Annotated in this window: 17 protein-coding genes; 5 read left to right on the forward strand and 12 right to left on the reverse strand. The window is 73.1% G+C overall.

Features of this window, described 5'->3' with window-relative positions; genetic code table 11:
* Nucleotides 1-32: 32 nt before the first annotated feature.
* From ACIBD9_RS01590 to ACIBD9_RS01605, 4 genes are all read right to left on the reverse strand, one after another.
* Nucleotides 33-515: an SRPBCC family protein gene (locus tag ACIBD9_RS01590; protein WP_396713551.1), complete on the reverse strand. Its 483-nt coding sequence runs from the start codon at nucleotides 513-515 to the stop codon at nucleotides 33-35.
* Between the two features lie 144 nt (nucleotides 516-659).
* Nucleotides 660-869, reverse strand: coding sequence for a DUF397 domain-containing protein (locus tag ACIBD9_RS01595; RefSeq protein WP_030327888.1), 210 nt, complete (start codon nucleotides 867-869; stop codon nucleotides 660-662).
* A 176-nt stretch (nucleotides 870-1,045) separates the two neighbouring features.
* Nucleotides 1,046-2,242 carry a fumarylacetoacetase gene (gene fahA, locus ACIBD9_RS01600; RefSeq protein ID WP_396713553.1) on the reverse strand — a complete coding sequence of 399 codons (1,197 nt, stop codon included), beginning with the start codon at nucleotides 2,240-2,242 and terminating at the stop codon, nucleotides 1,046-1,048.
* Nucleotides 2,239-3,108, reverse strand: coding sequence for a hypothetical protein (locus tag ACIBD9_RS01605; protein ID WP_396713555.1), 870 nt, complete (start codon nucleotides 3,106-3,108; stop codon nucleotides 2,239-2,241). Before ACIBD9_RS01605 ends, fahA begins: the two co-directional genes overlap by 4 nt.
* 94 nt (nucleotides 3,109-3,202) lie before the next feature.
* Here ACIBD9_RS01605 and ACIBD9_RS01610 point away from each other — a divergent pair, with 94 nt between their 5' ends.
* Complete coding sequence (locus tag ACIBD9_RS01610; RefSeq protein WP_396713557.1) at nucleotides 3,203-4,399, forward strand: homogentisate 1,2-dioxygenase; 1,197 nt, start codon at nucleotides 3,203-3,205, stop codon at nucleotides 4,397-4,399.
* On the opposite strand, the gene ACIBD9_RS01615 is transcribed toward ACIBD9_RS01610, so the two are convergent.
* From ACIBD9_RS01615 to ACIBD9_RS01630, 4 genes are read right to left on the reverse strand one after another with little or no spacing between them, the layout of a single operon-like run.
* On the reverse strand, nucleotides 4,396-5,424 hold the full coding sequence (locus ACIBD9_RS01615; protein WP_396713559.1) for a tetratricopeptide repeat protein: 1,029 nt from the start codon (nucleotides 5,422-5,424) through the stop codon (nucleotides 4,396-4,398). The genes ACIBD9_RS01610 and ACIBD9_RS01615 overlap by 4 nt on opposite strands.
* Nucleotides 5,425-5,434: 10 nt before the next feature.
* Nucleotides 5,435-5,920 carry a 2-C-methyl-D-erythritol 2,4-cyclodiphosphate synthase gene (gene ispF, locus ACIBD9_RS01620; protein WP_396713823.1) on the reverse strand — a complete coding sequence of 162 codons (486 nt, stop codon included), beginning with the start codon at nucleotides 5,918-5,920 and terminating at the stop codon, nucleotides 5,435-5,437.
* A 13-nt stretch (nucleotides 5,921-5,933) separates the two neighbouring features.
* A complete protein-coding gene (ispD, locus tag ACIBD9_RS01625) occupies nucleotides 5,934-6,629 on the reverse strand; it encodes a 2-C-methyl-D-erythritol 4-phosphate cytidylyltransferase (RefSeq protein WP_396713561.1) in 696 nt (231 codons plus the stop codon).
* Nucleotides 6,630-6,685: 56 nt separating this feature from the next.
* Entirely contained in the window at nucleotides 6,686-7,171 is a 486-nt protein-coding gene (locus tag ACIBD9_RS01630; protein WP_007073334.1) for a CarD family transcriptional regulator, read from the reverse strand.
* Nucleotides 7,172-7,499: 328 nt separating this feature from the next.
* Here ACIBD9_RS01630 and ACIBD9_RS01635 point away from each other — a divergent pair, with 328 nt between their 5' ends.
* On the forward strand, nucleotides 7,500-8,192 hold the full coding sequence (locus tag ACIBD9_RS01635) for a hypothetical protein (protein ID WP_396713563.1): 693 nt from the start codon (nucleotides 7,500-7,502) through the stop codon (nucleotides 8,190-8,192).
* Nucleotides 8,193-8,201: 9 nt separating this feature from the next.
* Here the strand turns inward: ACIBD9_RS01635 and ACIBD9_RS01640 are convergent, their stop codons facing one another.
* The 4 genes from ACIBD9_RS01640 to ACIBD9_RS01655 all read right to left on the reverse strand — a co-directional run bounded on the left by ACIBD9_RS01640 (nucleotide 8,202) and on the right by ACIBD9_RS01655 (nucleotide 11,999).
* Entirely contained in the window at nucleotides 8,202-8,849 is a 648-nt protein-coding gene (locus ACIBD9_RS01640) for a hypothetical protein (protein ID WP_396713565.1), read from the reverse strand.
* Between the two features lie 24 nt (nucleotides 8,850-8,873).
* Nucleotides 8,874-9,932 (reverse strand): type III polyketide synthase, encoded by a 1,059-nt coding sequence (locus ACIBD9_RS01645; RefSeq protein ID WP_396713567.1) that lies wholly within the window; start codon nucleotides 9,930-9,932, stop codon nucleotides 8,874-8,876.
* Nucleotides 9,933-10,017: 85 nt separating this feature from the next.
* Nucleotides 10,018-11,184 carry an acyl-CoA dehydrogenase family protein gene (locus tag ACIBD9_RS01650; protein WP_396713569.1) on the reverse strand — a complete coding sequence of 389 codons (1,167 nt, stop codon included), beginning with the start codon at nucleotides 11,182-11,184 and terminating at the stop codon, nucleotides 10,018-10,020.
* 41 nt (nucleotides 11,185-11,225) lie between these two features.
* Nucleotides 11,226-11,999: a class I SAM-dependent methyltransferase gene (locus ACIBD9_RS01655; protein ID WP_396713571.1), complete on the reverse strand. Its 774-nt coding sequence runs from the start codon at nucleotides 11,997-11,999 to the stop codon at nucleotides 11,226-11,228.
* Between the two features lie 46 nt (nucleotides 12,000-12,045).
* Between ACIBD9_RS01655 and ACIBD9_RS01660 the strand changes: the two genes are divergently transcribed.
* From ACIBD9_RS01660 to radA, 3 genes are all read left to right on the forward strand, one after another.
* Nucleotides 12,046-12,885, forward strand: coding sequence for a UbiA family prenyltransferase (locus tag ACIBD9_RS01660; protein ID WP_396713573.1), 840 nt, complete (start codon nucleotides 12,046-12,048; stop codon nucleotides 12,883-12,885).
* 140 nt (nucleotides 12,886-13,025) lie between these two features.
* Nucleotides 13,026-13,829, forward strand: a complete 804-nt coding sequence (locus tag ACIBD9_RS01665; RefSeq protein ID WP_396713575.1) for a hypothetical protein — start codon at nucleotides 13,026-13,028, stop codon at nucleotides 13,827-13,829.
* Between the two features lie 86 nt (nucleotides 13,830-13,915).
* The gene (radA, locus tag ACIBD9_RS01670; RefSeq protein WP_396713577.1) at nucleotides 13,916-15,373 is read left to right on the forward strand and encodes a DNA repair protein RadA; all 1,458 of its coding nucleotides are present in this window, start codon (nucleotides 13,916-13,918) and stop codon (nucleotides 15,371-15,373) included.
* Nucleotides 15,374-15,457 lie beyond the last annotated feature (84 nt).

The following is a 15,457-nucleotide window of genomic DNA, read 5'->3' on the forward strand; positions in this document are numbered from 1 at the left end:
TTCAGGTCACGGCGAGGGGTGATTGGCTGCGTTCAGGCGGCTTCGACGGAGCCGGTGGCGCCGGCCGCGACGGCCAGGTCGGCGAGATCACGCCAGAGGGCCGCCTCGACCGCCCGCGCGGCCAGCCCGCCGAGAAGCAGCGCCACGACCCGACCGTACGGAGCTGTCGGCACCGCCTCCTGGGTGACGGTGACCGCTGTGCACCCTCGGCGGCGACGGCGGACTGGCCGCAGGCTCCAGGTGATGCGGTAGTCAGCCCCGGCCCCGGAGGAACAGAGCACCAGTCGCTGCGGCGCGAGCGCCTCGACCACCAGGAACTCCTCGGTCAGCGTGCCGCCGCCCGGCTGGACGCGCTCCTCACGCCAGGAGGTGCCCGGCCCGAACGAACCCGGAGTGAGCACCTCGATCGGGCCGGCTGCGGTCAGCCGGGCCGCACGGCCGGGCAGGTCGGTCAGCAGACGCCAGACGTCGACAGCGTGCGCCTCGATGATTCCGGTAATCGCCACCGTCGACATGCCACCCTCCCGTGTCCCCGACGGTACGCGGAGTGAGGGCCGGACGGGGCCCCCGGGACGGAATTTCCACCACCCGGAGGCCACGCTGTCCGATTGGACGGTCGCTTCGGCACCGGTCGTCGTCGACCGGTGCCGAAGCGCCGGTCAGCGTTCGAAGCGACCGGCCCGAATCGCGCCGATGAACGCTGTCCACCCCGGCGGGCTGACCGCGAGCGTGGGGCCGGCCTGGTCCTTGGAGTCGCGGACCCCGACCAGACCATGGACATCGACCAGGTTGTCCGCCACTTCCACGCAGAGACCCTGGTCGTTTGAGCGGCTGCTGGTACGCCAGACCGCGCCCGCAAGATCGTGCATCGTCGTTACCTCCGTGTGCGTCGGGATTGCCCCACCGCTGACGGCCGGGCAGAGCCCGGCTCGGATTGCGCGGTGTGGCAACGGAATCCGGACGCTCAACGGATCAACCAGGGCCGGTGATCGCACAGCCGGTGCGATCACGGGTCCCGTGCACGAGACGGGCGACGGATGCCCGCTCAGCGGGCCGGACGAACCGTCCCGGATACCTCACCGAGGGCGATGGTGGTGCCATCCGGGCCGGGGGCGGTGGCCGTGATGGTCACCGTGTCGCCGTCGTCGAGGAAGGTGCGGCTCTCACCGCCCACCTTGACCGGCTCGGCCCCTCCCCAGGTCAGTTCCAGGAAGGACCCGACCTGCCCCCGGTCGGGGCCGGAGACGGTGCCGGAGGCGTACAGGTCGCCGGTACGCAGCGAGGCGCCGTTGACGGTGAGGTGCGCCAACTGCTGTGCGGGAGTCCAGTACATGGTGGCGAACGGGGGCTCGCTGACCTGCTCGCCGTTCCACTCGACCGACAGGCGGAGGTCCAGGCCCAGGTGCGGCACGTCCCGCAGGTAGTCGACCACCGGCGGGTCCTGGTCGGGGGCCGGCACGAAGGCGTCACCGAGCGCGTCCAGCGGCGTCACCCAGGCCGAGACCGAGGTGGCGAACGACTTGCCGAGGAACGGGCCGAGCGGCTGGTACTCCCAGGCCTGGATGTCCCGGGCCGACCAGTCGTTGACCAGCACCACACCGAAGACGTGCTCGGCGAAGTCGTCCACGGAGACCCGGTCGCCAAGCGCGCTGGGTACGCCCACCACGAAGCCGACCTCGGCCTCGATGTCGAGGCGTACCGATGGGCCGGTGACCGGGCCCTCGGCGGAGGCCCGCTGCCCGGTCGGCCGGGTCACCGGCGTGCCGGAGACGACCACCGTGCCGGCCCGCCCGTGGTAGCCGATCGGCAGGTGCTTCCAGTTGGGCAGCAGTGGTGGCTGGCCGGGGCGGAAGATCTGCCCGACGTTCGACGCGTGGTGAACGGATGAGTAGAAGTCGACGTAGTCGGCCACCTCGATGGGGAGCAGCAGTTCCACGTCGTCGAGGGGCACCAGCAGCGGCTCGACCGCGGCCCGGTGCGCCGGGTCGGTCAGCAGCTCGGTGATCCGCTGCCGCACCGCCGTCCACTGCGGACGACCCAGCGCCATGAAGTCGTTGAGCACGGGCCGGCACAGCGTGCCGGCAGCCAGCACCAGCTCAGCCGCCTCCGCCCCGGCGAGGTCGAAGACCCAGGACCCGATCCGTACGCCGATCCGCGACGGACCCCCGTTCTGCCGGAACACCCCGTACGGCAGGTTCGTCACCCCGTACGGCGAACCGTCGGCGCCGGTCACCCAGGTCATGCGTCGTAGCCCCCGTTCACCAGCCCAAGCCGGATCAGATCGGTAAGTGGTTCCAGGATGCTGCACGAGCCGAAGCCCACCCACAGGGGGCGAGGCGCGTCCAGCCGGGCCGTCGCGCGCTCCACCAGGGGGCGCGGGTCGACCACGGTCAGCAGCTCGGCGACCGAGCGCACAGCGTCACCGTCGGCGGCGGCCAGGGTCGCGGCCAGCACGTTCGCGTAGCCGTGGTGGGTGAACCCGGTCTCCGGGTCCAGGTGTCGGACCGCCTGGTGCAGCCCGGCGGTGAGCTTGAACGGCAGGCCCCGGTCCCGGCAGGCGCAGATCACCGTGGCCAGCTCGGTCGGAGTGGGGAAGAGTTCGGCGGCCAGGCCGCCGGTGCGGAACTTGGCCGCGATCGGCACCCCGTCGGCCCGCGCGGCGACGAGCGCGTCCAGCGCACCCATCAGCCCGAAGGTCAGCGGCAGTTCGGCGTAGACGGCCTCCACGCCCGGTAGCGCGTCGGTCAGCCGCAGCAACTCGGCGATGCCGGGCAGCGGGTCCTCACCGCGCTTGGCGACCGCCACCTCGACCTGGCGCGCGGTGACGCCGTCCGGGGCGAGGAACGACAGCGCGAACGGCAGGTTAGCGACCCCGGTGTCACCGATCACGCCGACCACCAGGCCCTCGCCCGGGTCGACGAGACCGCTCAGCTCACCGGCGGCCACGTCCGAGGCGGGGATCAGCAGCGGGCCGACCAGATCGGAGTACCAGGCGGCGCGGTGCTGGCGGTGGGCGGCCAGGGCGTCGTGCAGCGCGGCGCTGCCCGGCGGGAAGACGGCGGCGTCGTCCACCAGGCCGTGGAGGAGTGCGGGCACCTGCGTTGACACGGAACAAGAATGTACGGGACGCTACGAGGAACGGACAACAGCGTCCGACTATCGGACGCCTTCGGCCGGTGAACGGGACATATCGGGAGGCGAGATGCCGTATTACCGCAGCGTCGGCGAGGTGCCACGCAAGCGCCACACCCAGTTCCGGCAGCCCGACGGCAGCCTCTACGCCGAGGAGCTGATGGGCCAGGAGGGCTTCTCCTCCGACTCGTCCCTGCTCTACCACCGGTACGCGCCCACCGCGATCCTGGCCGCCGACGAGTTCACCCCGCCCGCGTTCACCCGGGCGCCGAACCTGCCGCTCAAGCCCCGCCACCTGCGCACCCACAAACTGGACACCGGCGGCTCCGACCCCATCCTCGGCCGGCAGTACCTGCTCGCCAACGACGACGTACGGATCGGGTACGTCCTCGCCGACCAGCCCTCACCGCTGTTCCGCGACGCCACCGGCGACCAGTGCCTCTACGTCGAGTCGGGCACCCTGCGGGTCGAGTCCCCGTTCGGGGTGCTGGACGCGGTCGCCGGCGACTACGTCGTCATCCCCACCTCGACCATCCACCGGCTGGTGCCCACCGGCGACCAACCCGTCCGGCTGCTCGCCGTCGAGGCGTCCGGGCACATCGGCCCGCCCAAGCGCTACCTCTCCGTACGCGGCCAGTTCCTGGAGCACTCGCCGTACTGCGAGCGGGACGTCCGCGGCCCCGACGCCCCGCTGCTCGTCGACGGCGAGGAGGTCGAGGTGCTGGTCCGGCACCGGTCCCGGGCCGCAGGCTCCGGTGGCAGCGGCACCGCGTGGACTCGTCATACTTATGCCCACCACCCGTTCGACGTGGTCGGCTGGGACGGGCACCTCTACCCGTGGGCGTTCTCCATCCACGACTTCGAGCCGATCACCGGCCGCATCCACCAGCCCCCGCCGGTGCACCAGACCTTCCAGGGGCCCAACTTCGTCATCTGCTCGTTCGTGCCCCGCAAGGTCGACTACCACCCGCAGTCGATCCCGGTGCCGTACAACCACCACAACGTCGACTCCGACGAGATGCTCTTCTACACCGGGGGCAACTACGAGGCCCGGCGCGGCTCCGGCATCGAGCAGGGCTCGATCTCGCTGCACCCGTCCGGCTTCACCCACGGCCCCCAGCCGGGTGCAGCCGAGCGTTCCATCGGCGCGGACTACTTCGACGAGCTGGCCGTCATGGTCGACACCTTCCGCCCACTGGATCTCTGCGAGGCCGCCAGCGCCTGCGAAGACGAGGGGTACGCCTGGACCTGGGCGCGTCGCGGCTAGCGGATGGCGGTCCTGGTGAAGACGGCGAACTCGGCTACCGCCGTGACGGCGATGGCCAGCACCAGGGGCCACGGGGAGCCGACCATGGCGTACACCACCAGCAGTAGCGGCGCGGCGGCCACGGCGTAGATCGCCAGGGCCATCGCGCGGTCCGCGTGCAGCAGGGCGGGCAGGACGGTCCGGGTCAGCCCCGGCAGCCGGGCCGCGAGCTGCCAGACGACGATCCCGCCGGTGAGCGCGGCGAGCACCGCCAGGATGCGGGAGAACCCGTCGCTCGCCGACGCCGCGAACGCCACCAGCACCGCCGCCACCAGCGACCAGCCCGCGCCGTAGAGCACCAGGCGGTGCAGCCCGTACGCGAGGGTCCGTGGCGAGTCGATCCGGCTCGGGCTGACCGTCACCGCCTCGGCGATGTGCTCCAACGCCTCCGACCAGCGGCGCTGCTCCAGCCGCATGACCCCCACGTCGTGGCCGGCCTCGGCGATGCGCGGGTCGAGCCGCAGCGCCTCCCGGTAGGCCCGCTCGGCCAGGTCGAACAGGTCCAGCCGGGCGGCGACCAGGCTGAGCACGAGGTGCGCCTGCGGCTCCTGCGGGGCCAACTCGACACCGCGCCAGGCCGCGTTCAGCGCCGGCTGGCCGTTGCGGGCGCCGGCCAGGATCGCCGCCGCGCTCCGCTGGGCGTACGCGTCGGTCGGGCCGAGGGCGATGATCCGGTCGGCGGTGGCCGCCGACTCGGTGTAGCGCTCCAGGTCGGACAGGGCCATGCCCCGGGCGACCAGCGGCGGCAGCGCCTCCGGCGCGGCGGCCACGGCCGTGTCGGCGGCGCTGAGCGCCGCGGCCGGGCGGTCGGCGGCCAGGTGCACCCGGGCCAGCATGGTGAGCGCGTCCACGTCATCCGGTTGGAGGGCCAACCCGTAGGCCAGCTCACCGGCCGCCTCGTCGTAGCGGCCAAGTTCGGCGAGGAGTTGGGCCCGCTGGACGTAGCCGTCGGCGGCGGACTGGTCGGGGGCGGGGTCGCTGGACATCGCGGCGAGCTTAGGCGGCCGGCGCGTCGTACACCAGAGCCACCGCGACCCCGGCCAACCCTTCCTCGCGGCCGGCGAAGCCGAGCCCGTCGGTGGTCGCCGCCGAGACGGTGACCGGGGCACCGACCGCGGCGGAGAGGACCTCCTGGGCCTCCGCACGACGCCGGCCGATCTTGGGGCGGTTGCCGATGACCTGCACGGACACGTTGCCGATCTCCAGGCCGACGGCCCGCACCCGGCGGGCCGTCTCGGTCAGCAGCGCCACCCCGGACGCGCCGGCCCACTCCGGCTGGCCCACCCCGAAAGCGGAGCCCAGATCACCGAGCCCGGCGGCGGAGAGCAGCGCGTTGCAGGCGGCGTGCGCGGCCACGTCGGCGTCCGAGTGCCCGGCGAGACCGTCCTGGTCGGGCCAGAGCAGCCCGGCCACCCAGCAGGGCCGGCCCGGCTCGAACGCGTGCACGTCGGTGCCGATGGCCACCCGGGGAACGATCATGATCAGAGGGTACGCGTCAACCGGCCGCGGCAAGCAGGTGCTCGGCCAAGGCCAGGTCGAACGGTCGGGTGATCTTCAGGGCGTACTCCGAGCCGGGCACGCAACTCACCGCGACGCCCTGCTTCTCGACCAGCCCGGCGTCGTCAGTGAGGGAGTCACCGGCGGCGGCGTGTGCGGCATTCAGCACGGCCCGACGGAAACCCTGCGGGGTCTGCACCGCGCGCAGGGCGGACCGGTCGACGGTGCCGAGCACCACCTCGTCGGCACCGACTTCCTTGATCGTGTCGACGACCGGCAGGACCGGGATCACCGCGTCACGCCCGCCACGGACCGCCGCCGCGACGGATTCGACCAGCTCAGGCGGGGTGAGCGCGCGGGCGGCATCGTGCACCAGGACGATCGTCGGGCCGGCGGGCACCGCAGCCAGCGCGGCGGCCACCGACGCCTGCCGTTCCGCGCCGCCGGGCACCACGATCACCGGTGCGACCGGAGCCAACAACTCGCGGACGGCCTGCACCTCGGCGGCCGGCGCGGCCACCACGATGGTGTGCACCGAGGGCGCGGCGGCCAGTCGACGCACGGCGTGCACCAACAGCGGCTCACCGGCGAGCAGGCGCAGCGCCTTGGGTCGGCCGGGGCCGAGCCGTACACCGGCACCCGCCGCAGGCACGAGGACCGCGACGTCACCGCGCGGATTGAGCTGCGCGGTCACGTCGCGGTCCTCGGTGGTTTCTTCACTACGGAGTGGGTACGACGATGCTGTGCGGACTAGGCCTCGGTGAGGACCTTGTCGAGCAGCGTCTCCGCCTCATCCTTGGTGCTCTTCTCGGCCAGCGCGACCTCGCCGACGAGAATGTCGCGGGCCTTGGCGAGCATCCGCTTCTCGCCCGCAGAGAGGCCCCGCTCCCGCTCCCGGCGCCACAGGTCACGCACGACCTCGGCGACCTTCAGCGGGTTGCCGGAAGCCAGCTTTTCCAGATTCGCCTTGTAACGCCGCGACCAGTTGGTCGGCTCCTCGGTGTGTGGAGCCCGCAGAACGTCGAAGACCTTACCGAGGCCTTCTTCGCCGACCACCTCACGGACGCCCACGATCTCGGCGTTCTCGGCCGGCACCCGGACCGTCAGGTCACCCTGCGCGACCCTCAGGACGAGGTATTGCTTAGGCTCGCCCTTGATGACCCGAGTCTCGATTGCCTCGATGAGTGCGGCCCCGTGGTGGGGGTAAACAACGGTCTCGCCGACACTGAAAACCATAGGTTCGAAACCCCTTTCGCTGTGTCTAGGGTAACACGCTCAGGCACCGATGTCTCACCGATGTCCTGACCGTTGGCGCAGCTCAGGGGCCCTGTGAGAGGTCTTGCTTCAGCTTGACAGGCGGTCAAACCGATGGTTCGAACACGCTCCGTAACGCACAAATGACTGCCCGGTACGGGTGAACAGAACGTCGAGATCAAGGGCTATGCGCTCCTCCCATGGTAGCCCGGCCAGCAGGACCGCGCCCAGATGTAGCGGGAGGAGCCCCTGGTGCGCGACCCTGGAGACCGAGCCGCACTCCGCTCTCGAGACGCTTCCAGGAGGTCCGATGGGCAAGCCGGACGCAGAGGGTCACGGGCCAGCCGACGGCCTGCCCGGCCTGCCGCCCGAATGGGGCCGCGTGGTGGTTCCCGACGACGCCTCCGCGCTGGCCGCCGAGGCCGCCCAGGTCCGCCGTGAGCTGCGCCGGGCCAGCGGCCTCCCGGGCAGTCACCGGGCTCTGGCCCTACCGCTGCTGGTCCTGCTGGTGGCGGTCCTCACCACGCTGGCCGGTCTGCTGGTGGTCACCTGGCCCCGCGCCAACCGTGGCGCCGACCGGCCGACCCCGGCCCCCTACGCGCCGCCCGCGACCCTCGTCGGTCGGGCGCTGCCCGCACTGGACCTGGTCGACGCGGACGACGCGCCCGTACCCCTGCGCGGCCTGCTACCCGCCATGATCATTCTGCTGGACGGCTGCCCCTGCCCGGACCGGGTCACCGACGCCCTGGCGGCCGCCCCCGCCGGCGTCTCCGTGGTCACCGTCACCGGTGGGCGGACGCCCCCGGCCGGTTCCACCATCGGGCGGAAGGCTCGCGCCCTGGCCGACCCCGCCGGAGGGCTCCGCTCGTTCCTCGGTCAAACGGCCCGTCCCGGCACCGCGGCCGCCCTGCTGGTCGACCGGACCGGCACGGTGACCCGGGTGCTGCCCGAACTGGGCACGGTCGAGTCCTACCGGAACGACCTGAGCGCCCTGGCCGCCTGAGCGGCCCTGTCAGCGAGGGGGCAGGGCGACGAGCTGCGCCTGGATGTCGATGGGCCGGTCGACGGCCGACAGCGACAACCGGAACGGCCCGCCACCGGGCAGCACCTCGGCATTGGCGATCATGCCGTCGCAGTCGATGCGCGGCCGGCCGACGATTCCGGCCCCGGTGCTCGTCACGACCATCGTGCCGGGGCGGGTGCACCGGTACTGGAGCAGGTAGCGGGCGCCGTCGTCGCTGGCCTGCCGGGTCACGTCCTGGCCAGGAGCGAGCTCCCGATGCTCCCGCCAGATCGTCTCGTGGAACGACGGCAGGTCACCCGCCGGGAAGAGCACCGCGGGATCACCGTCGATGTCGGTGATCGAGCCCGTCGCCGGGTCGATCACCGCCCGCGGGCCGCTGCGCACCCGGAGGACCTCGCCGGTGTTGGGGTCCATCCGCACCGTCACCCGCTCGTCAGGTTCGTCCTCCAAGAGAAAGCGTTCAATCGGAGTGCTGACGCTCGGCCCGACCGATGGCACGGCCGCCGAAGGACCAGCCGTCCCGGCCGTCGACGCGGGCGCGGCGGCACGCCACCACCCGGCGCCGACGACCAGGACGGCCACCGCGGCACCAAACAGCACCATCGAGCGCAGCCGGTCGTCCGAGGTCGCATCCACCCCCCGAGCCTACCGGCCGGAGGTTCAGTCCTGTCGATCCAGCAGGGCGGCGTACAGGGTGAGGCCGGGGCCGAAGGCCAGCATGACGATGCGCCGAGCCGCCGGTGTCGCCCGGCCCAACCGGTCCACGATCAGCAGTACGGTCGGCGACGAGCAGTTGCCGTGCTCGTCAAGCGTCGCCCGGGACGCCGCCAGCCCCAGCGGGGGCAGCGCCAACTCCCGCTCGACCACGTTGAGGATCCGCGGCCCGCCCGGGTGCACCGCCCAACCGTCCACCTCGGAGCTGGCCACGCCGTGCCGGGCCAACAGGTCGTCGACCAGCCCGCGGACGTGCCTCGACAGCACCTGCGGCACCTTCGGCGACAACCCCATCCGGAACCCGGCGTCGGTGACGTCCCAGGTCATGTGGTCGGCGGTCGAGGTGTCGGTGACGGCGGTGACCTCGCGTACCGCGTACCCCCGGCCGCCCGGCACGACCACGGCGGCGACCGCGGCGTCCGAGAAGAGCGCGTGGGAGACGATCTGCTGGGTGTCCACCCGGGCGCTGGACGGCTGGATGTGCAGACTGGTCAGCTCCGCGCAGAGCAGCAGCGCCGGACGCCCCCGGGCGGTGACGAAGTCACTCGCCGCGCCGAGCCCCGGCAACGCCGCGTAACAGCCCATGTGGCCGATGAACATCCGCTGGGTGTCCGCTGCCATGCCCAGGTCCCGGGCGAGCAGGATGTCCAGCCCGGGGGTGGCGTACCCGGTGCAGGAGCAGACGATGAACAGCCCGATGTCACCGGCGCTCAGCCCGGCCGCGGTCAACGCGCGACCCACCGCCTCCTTGCCCAGCGGCAGCGCCTCCACCTGGTAGCGGCGCATCCGGCGCTCGGTCGGCCAGTCCGAGACGTCCTCCAGCAGCGGGTTGACCGCGGCCTGCCGCCGGGTCACCCCCGAGTTGGCGAAGATTCGCTGGGCCAACGACCGGGTGGTGCCGGAGAAGTGCCGGGAGAAGAAGCCCTCCCACAACTCGTCCTGCGAAGCGGACGGCGGCTGCGCTGTCCCGAGCCCCGCGATCACTGGTACGAACACGATCCCCACCTCTCGTCAGATGCTGTCCTCCCCCTGGCCGTCCCACCAGCCACCTCGGCTGGTCGTTCTCTCGTGCGAGCCCGGTGCGGCGGGCTCACCAACGCGGTGCCGATCCGTCACGATCCGGGTCGCCGCCCAACGCTGCGATGCCGAGCCAGTCGGCGCAGACATCCGACGTGGCCGGGTGCAGCGAGCCGCAGCGGGCGTCGCGGTAGAGCCGCTCCAGCGGATGACCACGGCGGGTCGCCGAGGTGCCCGCCGCCTCCAGCACCGACGCCGCCACCTCGGCGGCCGTCGTCCCGGCAAGTAACTTCGCCCGCCACACCCAGCGGTTGGTCTCCTCGTCACCGGGCGCCTCGTCCACCCGACGGGCCGCCTCGGCCACCACCAGCTTCGCGGCGGCCGTCGCCGCGTCCGCCCGACCCAGCCGGGCCCGCACCGCCGGCAGACCGGCCAGGTTACGGGCGTTGAGGTGCTCGGCCGCCGCGTCGATCGCCGCACGGGCGACCCCCACGTAGACGGCCGCGTAGCTGGCCACCAGCCAGTGCGGCATCAGCTGGGCGACCACCAGCGCCAGCCCCTCCACGCCACCGAGCAGCCGGTCGGCGGGCACGGTGACGTCCAGGTGCAGGTCGTGGGAGGAGGTGGCGCGCATGCCGAGCGAGTCCCAGGTCGGCTCCACGGTCAACCCGTCGCCGGCCGGCACCAGGAACTGTGAGACCACCGACTGGTCCGCCGCGCTACGCGCCGCCACCAGATAGCCGTCCGCGTGCCCGGCGCCGGAGCAGAAGGTCTTGCTGCCCTTCAGGTGCCAGCCCCCGTCGACCGGCTCGTACGCCGTGGTCAGCTGGGACAGCCGTGCGCCCGCGCCACGCTCGCTCATCGCGACCGCGTACCAGGAGCCCTGCGCCGCCGCGCTGAGCAGCCGGTCGCGGGCGGCCAACGCCTCGTCCGGTACGCCCAGCGCCTCGGCCAACTCCTCGGTGACCGCGCCCAGCGCTCCGGTCACCGAGGCGTGCATGTTGAACACCAGGGCGGTCGCGCCGTTGCCCCGGGCAAGCTCAGTGGCCACCGCGGCGTACTCGGCGAAGGTGGCGCCCATGCCACCGAGTGCCCGGGGCACCATCAGCCCGAACAGGCCAGCCTCGCGCAGGTCGGCGAAGTCGTCCACGGGGAAGGAACCGTCCCGGTCGTGCTCGGCCGCCCGCGCGGCGAACCGCGGTGCCAACCGGCGTGCTGCCTCAAGCGCGTGCACCGTCATCTCGTCCCCTCCTTGGCGTTCCATACCCCGCCACGGCCCGACTATCCTTTGCGGACCCCCCGGCCCTGGTAGAGCACGGCGGTGGAGCGGGTCGGCACGATGCGCGGCGGGCGGCCGACGGGCACCGCACCGGGCGTTCCGGCCGCGCGGGCGCGGCGCAGCAACCAGGCGAGCATGCCGCCGACCTGCGGACGGATGCCGCGCAGGCGCAGGTCGACACCGTGCCGGGCGCACTCGGCCACCAGCGCCCGCGCGTCCACGAACAACCGTGAATCATGGATGCCCCGGGGCACCGTAGGCAGCCGCTCGGCGATCCGGACCGCGATGAGCCGGGCCAGCGCCGTGTCGTTCAGGGTGTCAAGCACCAGCACGCCACCGGGGCGTAACAGCCGACACGCCTCGGCGACCGCGCGCGGCCAGGCCGGCACGTGCTCCAGCAACTCACCCGCGGAGACCACGTCGGCGCAGCCGTCGGGCAGCGGGACCGCCGTGGCGTCACCCTGGACCACCCGCACCCCGTGCTCGGCCGCCTGGACAAGAGCCGAGCGGGTCAGATCCACCCCGACGTGGTGGTAGCCCTTGCCGGCCAGGTGCGGCGCGAGCAGGCCGGCGCCGCAGCCCAGATCGACGAGCAGCGCGCCCGGTCGGGTGGCCGGCGGCACCATCGCCGCACGGGCCTCCGCCAGCCAGTGCAGCATCGCGAACGCGCCATCCGGCCGCCACCACTCACCGGCCAGATCGTCGTACTGACGCGGATCGTTTCGCGGCAGCACCCTCGGACCGGTGGATGCCCCGGCCGCAGCCACGTCTCGCATGGAACCGAGCGTGGCACGACTGCTCGGTAACGACCAGACTTCCCTTATGTCGTCGAGGGTGTTAGGGCTGGTCAGAGCGAGCCATCCGGAACCGGCCGCGGCGGTGACCACGGTGGCCGGTCTGCTGGCGTGGGGAGTGGGCCACCGGCCGGCCGGAATCCTCTCGGTGGTGCTCGCCGTGTTGGCCAGCCAGCTCGCCGTCGGCTGGACCAACGACGCGCTGGACGCCGAGCGGGACGCCACTGTGGGGCGTACCGACAAACCGGTCGCCAGTGGCGCGGTCGGTCGGCGCGCCACGGCCTGGGCCGCCGCGGCGGCCGCGGTGGCCTGCCCGCTGCTGGCGCTGACCACGAACCCGACGGCGGCGTTCTGGCTGACGCTCGCCCTGGTCTCCGCCCTGCTCTACGACTGGCCGCTCAAGGCCACCGCTTTCTCGGTGCTGCCCTACGCCGTGTCGTTCGGCGCGCTGCCCGCCTTCGTGGTGCTGGCACTGCCCGGCCAGCCGGCCCCACCCGTCTGGCTGGTGACGGCGGCGGCCTGCCTGGGCGCCGGCGCGCACTTCGCCAATGTCCTGCCCGACCTGGCCGACGACGCCCGCACCGGCGTGCGCGGCCTGCCCCACCGGCTGGGCGCCGCCGGCAGCCGGGTGGCCGCGGCGGGTCTCCTCCTGGCGGCGACCGCGACCCTGGTCCTCGGACCACCCGGACCGCCGTCGGTGGTCGGCTGGGCGGCGGTCGGCACGGCCGCCGCGGTGCCAGCACTGAGCTGGTACGCCGGGCGCTCGGCGACCCGGGCCGGCCGGCGGCCGGTGGCGGCCTTCCGGGCGGTGATGCTGGTGGCCCTCATCGACGTGGTTCTGCTGGTGGCGAGCGGTCGGGTGGTGTGAACGCCACCCGGGCAGGTGGCATTGCCGGGTCCGCGTGCGGGCCTCGATCAGCCCCAACTACCCTGGAGCGCGGTCTGCGCGGGTATGGCCACCGTGCCCGGCGTACGGCCCGGGTGGGGATTGTGACGAGGAGGACCGACGTGACGCGCTCGATCAGGGGATCCCGGCGGGCGGCCCTGTTGCTGTCCGGGATTGCGGCGGCCAGCCTGCTGGCTTCCGGATGCGGCACCGGTCAGATCGCCGAGACCGCGTTGAAGGAGCCGTCGGTCCAGGGCGTCAGCCTCACGACCAGCAACGGTTCCTTCTCGGTGCGAGGCCTGCTCGTGGACTTCCCCGGCACCGAGGGCTACAAGGCCGGCCAGGACGCCGGGCTCGGCGCGGTGATCTACAACGACTCCAAGGAGACGGTGACGGTCACCGTCACCACGGAGAGCGCCCGCGAGGTGGTGATCAGCGGCGGCTCGGCGAGCCCGTCGCCGTCCGCCTCGGAGTCCGCCTCCCTGAGCCCGTCTCCGTCCGGTTCGGCGAGCCCGTCGGGCTCCGGATCGGCCAGCCCGTCCAACTCGACGTCCGGTTCGCCGAGCCCGTCGGTGACGCCGTCCGAGACCGGCTCGTCCTCAGCCACCCCGTCCGCCCCGGAGTCGGCGCGGGCGTCCGGTTCGGCCAGCCCCTCCGCCCCGGGCCAGCCGGCTCGGATCGAGCTGGCGCCGTTGAGCTACATCCAGTTCAACTCCGAGGCCACCACGCAGCTCCGGTTGATCGGCCTGACCGAGGCGCTGCGCTCCGGCCAGAACGTCGTCGTGACCTTCGACTTCGGCAACGGCAACACGGTCACCGGCCAGGCGCCGGTCGCGGTGCCGCTCACCCCGGCGGCCCCGCCGTCGCCGATCATCGAGCGCGAGGGCGGCTACGAGGGCAACGAGGGCGGCACGACCCACGAGTGACCCGAACCCGCACATCGACAAACGCCCCGGCGTGGTGACCACCACGCCGGGGTGTTTTCGTCGTACGCGAGGGCTAGCGTCCTGATGTGACCACCTCCCGATCGACTCCTCCGCGTGGCGGCACGGCCGGTGCCGCCCGTGGTCGGTCCGCCGCCCGCGACCCGCGTCCGGCCTACCAGTGCGACGCGTGCGGGCACCAGCCGCCCAAGTGGGTGGGGCGCTGCCCGGAGTGCGGCGAGTGGGGCGCGGTGGTCGAGAGCACGGTGACCGGCCCGACCGTCGCCGGTCGAGTGGTCAGCTCCCGGATGCCGTCCGAGCCGGCCCGACCGATCGCCACCATCAGCGCCGCCCCGGCCCGCGCCGTGCCCACCGGGGTGAGCGAGCTCGACCGGGTGCTCGGCGGCGGCCTGGTCCCCGGTGCCGTGGTGTTGCTCGCCGGTGAGCCCGGCGTGGGCAAGTCGACCCTCCTGCTGGATGTGGCGCAGCAGTGGGCGCTCGGCGCCGGCAGCCCCTCGCTGGTGGTCAGTGGCGAAGAGTCGGTCAGTCAGGTGCGCCTGCGCGCCGAGCGGATGGGCACCCTGCACGAACAGCTCTACCTCGCCGCGGAGAGCGACCTGGCCTCGGTGCTCGGTCACCTCGACGCGGTCAAGCCGGGCCTGTTGGTGCTCGACTCGGTGCAGACCATCTCGACCAGCGGCACCGAGGGGGTGCCCGGTGGGGTGACCCAGGTCCGCGCGGTCACGGCCGCGCTGGTCTCGGTCGCCAAGGAGCGGGGCATCGCGACCGTGCTGGTCGGGCACGTCACCAAGGACGGCCAGGTGGCCGGGCCTCGGGTGCTGGAGCACCTGGTCGACGTGGTGCTGCACTTCGAGGGCGACAAGCACTCGTCGCTGCGCCTGGTGCGCGGCGTGAAGAACAGGTTCGGCGCGGCCGACGAGGTCGGCTGCTTCGAGATGCACGAGGGCGGCATCAGCAGCCTGGCGGACCCGTCCGGGCTGTTCCTGACCCGCTACGCGGAGCCGGTCCCGGGCACCTGTGTGACCGTGGCCATGGAGGGGCGGCGGGCCCTGGTCACCGAGGTGCAGGCGCTGATCGGCGCGACCGTGGCGGGCTCTCCCCGACGCACCGTCTCCGGCCTCGACTCGGCGCGACTGGCGATGGTGCTCGCGGTGCTGCAACGGCGCACCGAGCGGCTGACCCTGCACGACCGGGAGGTCTTCGCCGCCACCGTCGGCGGGATCCGGGTGGTCGAGCCGGCCGCCGACCTGGCGGTGGCCCTGGCGGTCGCCTCCGGCGGGCTCAACCTGGCGATCGCGCCGCACCTGGTGGCGATCGGTGAGGTGGGGCTGACCGGCGAGGTGCGCCGGGTCGGGGCGGTGCCGCGCCGGCTGGCCGAGGCGGCCCGGCTGGGGTTCAAGGTGGCCCTGGTGCCGCCCGGCTGCGGCCCGGCCAGCACCGGCGCCGGCCCCGGGCAGATGCGGGTGACCGAGGTCACCGACGTTCGTTCGGCCCTGCACCATGCGGCCCGCGCGTCCGCCGAGTGACCCACCGTGCCGACGAGGGCGGCGAAACCGGACAGCACGTCGCAAGCGGGAAACGTTGAAGAGGGCGGCATCGTGACACATCAC

The sequence above is a fragment of the Micromonospora sp. NPDC050784 genome (assembly GCF_044456765.1).
GTDB classification, from domain to species: domain Bacteria; phylum Actinomycetota; class Actinomycetes; order Mycobacteriales; family Micromonosporaceae; genus Micromonospora; species Micromonospora foliorum.

Bases quoted from the DNA above. Each gene is read 5' to 3' on its own strand.
- ACIBD9_RS01590 (WP_396713551.1), bottom strand. From the start codon at position 515: ATGTCGACGGTGGCGATTACCGGAATCATCGAGGCGCACGCTGTCGAC.
- ACIBD9_RS01595 (WP_030327888.1), bottom strand. From the start codon at position 869: ATGCACGATCTTGCGGGCGCGGTCTGGCGTACCAGCAGCCGCTCAAAC.
- fahA (WP_396713553.1), bottom strand. From the start codon at position 2,242: ATGACCTGGGTGACCGGCGCCGACGGTTCGCCGTACGGGGTGACGAAC.
- ACIBD9_RS01610 (WP_396713557.1), top strand. From the start codon at position 3,203: ATGCCGTATTACCGCAGCGTCGGCGAGGTGCCACGCAAGCGCCACACC.
- ACIBD9_RS01615 (WP_396713559.1), bottom strand. From the start codon at position 5,424: ATGTCCAGCGACCCCGCCCCCGACCAGTCCGCCGCCGACGGCTACGTC.
- ACIBD9_RS01630 (WP_007073334.1), bottom strand. From the start codon at position 7,171: ATGGTTTTCAGTGTCGGCGAGACCGTTGTTTACCCCCACCACGGGGCC.
- ACIBD9_RS01635 (WP_396713563.1), top strand. From the start codon at position 7,500: ATGGGCAAGCCGGACGCAGAGGGTCACGGGCCAGCCGACGGCCTGCCC.
- ACIBD9_RS01650 (WP_396713569.1), bottom strand. From the start codon at position 11,184: ATGACGGTGCACGCGCTTGAGGCAGCACGCCGGTTGGCACCGCGGTTC.
- ACIBD9_RS01655 (WP_396713571.1), bottom strand. From the start codon at position 11,999: ATGCGAGACGTGGCTGCGGCCGGGGCATCCACCGGTCCGAGGGTGCTG.
- ACIBD9_RS01660 (WP_396713573.1), top strand. From the start codon at position 12,046: ATGTCGTCGAGGGTGTTAGGGCTGGTCAGAGCGAGCCATCCGGAACCG.